The following is a 6,322-nucleotide window of genomic DNA, read 5'->3' on the forward strand; positions in this document are numbered from 1 at the left end:
GTCTGAAATGCAGAGCTTCGAACTCGAAGAAATGGCTTTGTTTCTGATACGCGATGCGGATGAAGCGGAAATGTGGATAGACCGCTGGGCGGTCAGCTATCCGATTGTTCAAACCGCCGAAGCCGATAGTCGGCAAACCATTTTAGAATGGCAACACGCCATTCAGACGGCCTTTGACCATATCGTCAGTAGAAATATTGCCGTCGTGGCTCATGGTGTTGGTGTGTCTGCATTTTTGGCATGGCTGTATCAAACCGACATCCTGACGCAAAAACGCCTGACCAATATTATTTTGGTCTCGCCGAGTCCCGAGGCTTTTCCCGAAGACGAAATCCATACGTTCCAACGCGTCCGTTGCCCTTGCCGTACGGCGTTGGTCATCGCTGAAACAAACGGCACACCACGCGATTGGGCGCAAGAACAGGCCGACCGCTGGCAGGCGCGCCTGCTTCAATCGCCGCATTCCGGCCGGTTAAGCGGCGCGCTCGGCGGCTGGCAATGGGGCATGAAGCTGATGCAGGAAATGCTATTGAGTAAGTAGTGTAGCAGTATCTATTAATATTAATAAACGAAGGCCGTCTGAAATCGATATGTGTTTCAGACGGCCTTTGTTTGCAAATATCATGTTAAATATAATTAAAAGAAACTATTCTCATTTCTTTTACGGAGCAATATAATTCGGTTGTTTCGTTAAATTGAGTATAAAAATGCAAATACCATTTCATTTGGCTTTATTACCCACGTTGATTATTGCTTCCTTCCCTGTTGCTGCCGCCGATACGCAGGATAATGGCGAACATTACACCGCCACGCTGCCGACCGTTTCAGTGGTCGGGCAGTCCGACACCAGCGTACTCAAAGGCTACATCAACTACGACGAAGCCGCCGTTACCCGCAACGGACAGCTCATCAAAGAAACGCCGCAAACCGTCGATACGCTCAACATCCAGAAAAACAAAAACTATGGCACGAACGATTTGAGTTCCATCCTCGAAGGCAACGCCGGCATTGACGCTGCCTACGATATGCGCGGCGAAAGTATTTTCCTGCGCGGTTTTCAAGCCGACGCCTCCGATATTTACCGCGACGGCGTGCGCGAAAGCGGACAGGTCCGCCGCAGTACCGCCAACATCGAGCGCGTGGAAATCCTGAAAGGTCCGTCTTCCGTCCTTTACGGCCGCACCAACGGCGGCGGCGTCATCAATATGGTCAGCAAATACGCCAATTTCAAACAAAGCCGCAACATTGGTGCGGTTTACGGCTCGTGGGCAAACCGCAGCCTGAATATGGACATCAACGAAGTGCTGAACAAAAACGTCGCCATCCGCCTCACCGGCGAAGTCGGGCGCGCCAATTCGTTCCGCAGCGGCATAGACAGCAAAAACGTCATGGTTTCGCCCAGCATTACCGTCAAACTCGACAATGGCTTGAAATGGACGGGGCAATACACCTACGACAATGTGGAGCGCACGCCCGACCGCAGTCCGACCAAGTCCGTGTACGACCGCTTCGGACTGCCTTACCGCATGGGTTTCGCCCACCCGAACGATTTTGTCAAAGACAAGCTGCAAGTTTGGCGTTCCGACCTCGAATACGCCTTCAACGACAAATGGCGCGCCCAATGGCAGCTCGCCCACCGCACGGCGGCGCAGGATTTCGACCATTTCTATGCAGGCAGCGAAAACGGCAGCTTAATCAAACGCAATTACGCTTGGCAGCAGACCGACAACAAAACCCTGTCGTCCAATTTCACACTCAACGGCGACTACAACATCGGGCGTTTTGAAAACCACCTAACCGTAGGTATGGACTACAGCCGCGAACACCGCAACCCGACCTTGGGTTACAGCCGCGCCTTCTCCGCCTCCATCGACCCTTACGACCGCGCAAGCTGGCCGGCTTCGGGCAGGCTGCAACCCGTCCTCACCGAAAACCGCCACAAAGCCGACTCCTACGGCATTTTCGTGCAAAACATCTTCTCCGCCACGCCCGATTTGAAATTCGTCCTCGGCGGCCGTTACGATAAGTACACCTTTAATTCCGAAAACAAACTCACCGGCAGCAGCCGCCAATACAGTGGCCATTCGTTCAGCCCCAATATCGGTGCAGTGTGGAACGTAACGCCCGCCCACACGCTCTACGCCTCATATAACAAAGGCTTCGCACCTTATGGCGGACGCGGCGGCTATTTGAGCATCGACACTTCGTCTGCCGCCGTGTTCAACGCCGACCCCGAGTACACCCGCCAATACGAAACCGGCGTGAAAAGCAGTTGGCTGAACGACCGCCTCAGCACCACATTGTCCGCCTACCAAATCGAACGCTTCAATATCCGCTACCGTCCCGACGCGCAAAATGATCCCTATACTTGGGCAGTCGGCGGTAAACATCGTTCGCGTGGCGTGGAATTGTCCGCCATCGGGCAAATCATTCCCAAAAAACTCTATCTGCGCGGTTCGTTGGGCGTGATGCAGGCGAAAGTCGTTGAAGACAAAGACAATCCCGACCGAGTGGGCATCCATTTGAATAACACCAGCAACGTTACCGGCAACCTGTTTTTCCGTTACACACCAACCGAAAACCTCTACGGCGAAATCGGCGTAACTGGTACAGGCAAACGCTACGGTTACGACTCAAGAAATAAAGAAGTGACCACGCTTCCAGGCTTTGCCCGAGTTGATGCCATGCTCGGCTGGAACCATAAAAACGTCAACGTTACCTTTGCCGCGGCCAATCTGCTCAATCAAAAATATTGGCGTTCGGATGCCATGCCGGGTAATCCGCGCGGCTATACTGCCCGGGTAAATTACCGTTTCTGATGAAATCAGGCAAAGGCCGTCTGAAAATAAGGCTATGATCTAAGCCATATTTCAGACGGCCTTTTATAAAGGTTGAAATAAAACTAAACACAATTTTTCACTCAAATCGAACACACCTCCAACAAAATGCCATAAAATCCGCCCATTGATTTGAATGTAAAGAGATACCTATGAAACTGAAAACCTTAGCCTTGACCTCATTAACCCTGTTGGCATTGGCCGCTTGCGGCAAACAGGCTGAAACCAGCGTTCCGGCAGACAGCGCCCAAAGCAACACATCCGCTCCGGCAGCCCCTGCCGCATTGACCGAAGGTGTCAATTACACCGTATTGTCCAATCCGATTCCGCAACAGCAGGCCGGTAAAATCGAAGTATTGGAATTTTTCGGCTACTTCTGCCCTCATTGCGCCCATCTTGAGCCGGTCTTGAGCGAGCACATCAAAACGTTTAAAGACGATACCTATATGCGTCGCGAGCATGTCGTGTGGGGTGATGAAATGAAACCTTTGGCACGTTTGGCGGCCGCAGTGGAAATGGCCGGTGAATCAGATAAAGCCAACAGCCATATTTTCGATGCGATGGTTAACCAAAAAATCAACTTGGCCGATACCGATACCCTGAAAAAATGGCTGTCCGAGCAAACAGCGTTTGACGGCAAAAAAGTATTGGCTGCATTTGAGGCTCCTGAAAGCCAAGCGCGTGCGGCTCAAATGGAAGAATTGACCAATAAATTCCAAATCAGCGGCACACCGACCGTTATTGTCGGCGGCAAATACCAAGTCGAATTTAAAGACTGGCAGTCCGGCATGACCACGATTGACCAGTTGGTAGACAAAGTACGCGAAGAGCAGAAAAAGCCGCAATAAGTTGAAGGCTGAATGAATAAAGGCCGTCTGAAAATAGATTTCAGACGGCCTTTTATATTAGATGTTGTAGAAGAAATGGTTGCTTAAGGCCTCATGATTTTAAATCTGAATACAAAATCAAAACGCCGTCTGAAACTTTTCAGACGGCGTTTTCTGTCAAAGTAGCTTACAAACCCGGGAACATGCCTTTCATTCCCTTCATACCTTTGGCCAAACGCATCAGTTTGCCCAAGCCGTTGCCGCTGAACATCTTCATCATTTGTTGCATTTGTTCAAACTGTTTGAGCAATTTGTTCACTTCCTGCACGGTCGTACCCGCACCCATTGCAATACGGCGTTTGCGGCTGGCCTTGAGCAGGGCAGGGTTGGCGCGTTCTTTAGGGGTCATCGAGTTGATGATGGCTTCTACTTTACCCATCGCTTTTTCAGCCGTACCTTCGGGGATTTGTTTCGATATTTGGCCCAGTTCGCCCGGCATTTTCGACATCAGGTTTTCCAAGCCGCCCATATTGCGCATCTGCTGAATTTGTTCTTTAAAGTCATTGAGATCAAAGCCTTTGCCTTTTTGCAGCTTTTTCGCCATTTTGGCGGCGGCTTCTTCATCAATACCTTTTTGAACGTCTTCAATCAGGGTCAATACGTCGCCCATGCCGAGGATACGGCTGGCAAGACGGTCGGGGTGGAAAGGTTCGAGGCCGTTGATTTTTTCGCCGACACCGATAAATTTAATCGGTTTGCCGGTCACATGGCGTACGGATAATGCCGCACCGCCGCGCGAGTCGCCGTCCATCTTGGTCAATACAACACCGGTCAGCGGCAGGGCTTCATTAAATGCCTGCGCAGTGTTCACCGCATCCTGACCCAGCATGGCATCGATAACGAACAAAGTTTCAACCGGGTTAACCGCCGCATGAAGCGCTTTGATTTCGTTCATCATCTCTTCATCGATTGCCAGGCGGCCGGCGGTATCGACCATCAATACATCGTAAAAATGTTTTTTGGCGTAATCAACGGCGGCAGTTGCAATCTCAACCGGTTTTTGGTTGGTATCGGATGGGAAAAAGTCCACGCCGACCTGTTCGGCCAACAGGCGCAGCTGTTCAATCGCGGCAGGGCGGTAAACGTCGGCAGATACCACCAAAACTTTTTTCTTCTGATCGTTTTTCAGCAGGCGGGCGAGTTTGCCGACAGTTGTTGTCTTACCGGCACCCTGCAAACCGGCCATTAAAACAATGGCAGGCGGTGAAACCGACAAATCCAGCGTTTTGTTTTCCTTGCCCATCAATTCGACTAAGGCTTGGTTGACCACGCCGATAAAGGCTTGGTCAGGCGTCAGGCTGCCGACAACTTCTTGGCCAAGGGCCTGTTCTTTGACTGTGTTGACGAATTCTTTAACGACGGGTAATGCAACGTCGGCTTCCAGCAGGGCAAGACGAACCTCGCGCAAGGCTTCTTTAATATTGTCTTCGGTCAGCGTTGATTGGCCGCGAATATTTTTAAGTACCTTGCTGAAGCGGTTGGTCAGGTTGTCTAACATACTTATCCTTGATAATGAGAATAGCTGCCCAATACAGGGCATTCTTTGTTAAAATAAAATTCGGATTATTTTACACGATAGTCCGAAGTTATGCTTTAAGAACACAAACACGCACACCAAGGCCGTCTGAAACCCTGCCGGCTGTCCGTCAAGTGTTCACACATCTATTGAGAAAGATATTTATGCCGATTGTCTTAATCTGCCTTATGCTGGTGTATGCCGGATTAGGCGCATTTTCCTGGTTGCAACATAAAAAACACAATAATAAGTCTTACCCGCTGAAAACCGAGCTGCTGATTTTGAGCGGCGCATTATTGGTACATGGCGCAGCATTGATGTTCCCAGTATTGCAGGATAGGGTATTGATTACCGGTTTTGGTTATTCGCTCAGCCTGATAGTCTGGCTGATGCTGATGATGTATTGCTTGGGCAGCTTCTTTTATTGTCTGCGCGGAGTGCAACTCTTATTGTATCCCTGTGCCGCATTGACCTTATTGTTGGGTTTCCTTTTCCCGGGGGATTTTTCAGGTCGCCAAATTGTAGACTTATTGCCACTGTCGCACATCGCATCATCATTGCTTGCATACGGATTGTTTGGCATCGTTACCTTATTTGCCATCCTAATCCTTTTAATCAACCGTAATTTGCACAGACGCCGTTTTTCCGCATTGGTCAGCTTCTTGCCACCTTTATTGAGTTTGGAGAAACTCATGTTCCAAGGTATTTGGGCAGGTTTCATTTTATTGACCTATTCCGTTATCAGCGGTACGTTTTTTGCCGAAGCCGTTTTCGGCAAACCCATGACCTTCACGCATAAAACCATCTTCAGTATTATGTCGTGGCTGATTTATGGCGCATTATTGTTGAAACACAGTATGACCGCATGGCGCGGCAAAAAAGCCGCCGTTTGGACTATTGTCGGATTTGTCAGTCTGATTTTTGCCTATGTAGGCAGCAAATTTGTTCTAGAAATTGTCCTTCAACGTATTGGATAAATGGCAAACATAAAAAAAGGCCGTCTGAAAGAGCATTTCAGACGGCCTTTGTTTTGTATTTTTTGTATGTATGGATAGTGTAGGAAGGTTGATTGTATTTTTTAT

At 49.5% G+C, this 6,322-nt stretch carries 5 protein-coding genes; 4 read left to right on the forward strand and 1 reads right to left on the reverse strand.

The window, feature by feature from the left end; all coding sequences use genetic code 11:
• Positions 1-7 precede the first annotated feature (7 nt).
• The 3 genes from O3661_RS08720 (at position 8) to O3661_RS08730 (ending at position 3,685) form a co-directional block, all read left to right on the forward strand.
• Positions 8-541, forward strand: a complete 534-nt coding sequence (locus O3661_RS08720) for an alpha/beta hydrolase (RefSeq protein ID WP_371493093.1) — start codon at positions 8-10, stop codon at positions 539-541.
• Positions 542-707: 166 nt separating this feature from the next.
• The gene (locus tag O3661_RS08725) at positions 708-2,819 is read left to right on the forward strand and encodes a TonB-dependent receptor (RefSeq protein WP_371493094.1); all 2,112 of its coding nucleotides are present in this window, start codon (positions 708-710) and stop codon (positions 2,817-2,819) included.
• Positions 2,820-2,989: 170 nt separating this feature from the next.
• Positions 2,990-3,685, forward strand: a complete 696-nt coding sequence (locus O3661_RS08730; protein ID WP_003749428.1) for a thiol:disulfide interchange protein DsbA/DsbL — start codon at positions 2,990-2,992, stop codon at positions 3,683-3,685.
• Between the two features lie 166 nt (positions 3,686-3,851).
• On the opposite strand, the gene ffh is transcribed toward O3661_RS08730, so the two are convergent.
• Positions 3,852-5,222, reverse strand: coding sequence for a signal recognition particle protein (gene ffh / locus O3661_RS08735; RefSeq protein WP_003684000.1), 1,371 nt, complete (start codon positions 5,220-5,222; stop codon positions 3,852-3,854).
• 182 nt (positions 5,223-5,404) lie between these two features.
• Here ffh and O3661_RS08740 point away from each other — a divergent pair, with 182 nt between their 5' ends.
• A complete protein-coding gene (locus O3661_RS08740; RefSeq protein WP_371493095.1) occupies positions 5,405-6,217 on the forward strand; it encodes an inner membrane protein YpjD in 813 nt (270 codons plus the stop codon).
• Positions 6,218-6,322: the final 105 nt, after the last annotated feature.

The sequence above is a fragment of the Neisseria sp. 20925_1_37 genome (genome assembly GCF_041433255.1).
Classification (GTDB): domain Bacteria; phylum Pseudomonadota; class Gammaproteobacteria; order Burkholderiales; family Neisseriaceae; genus Neisseria; species Neisseria flavescens_D.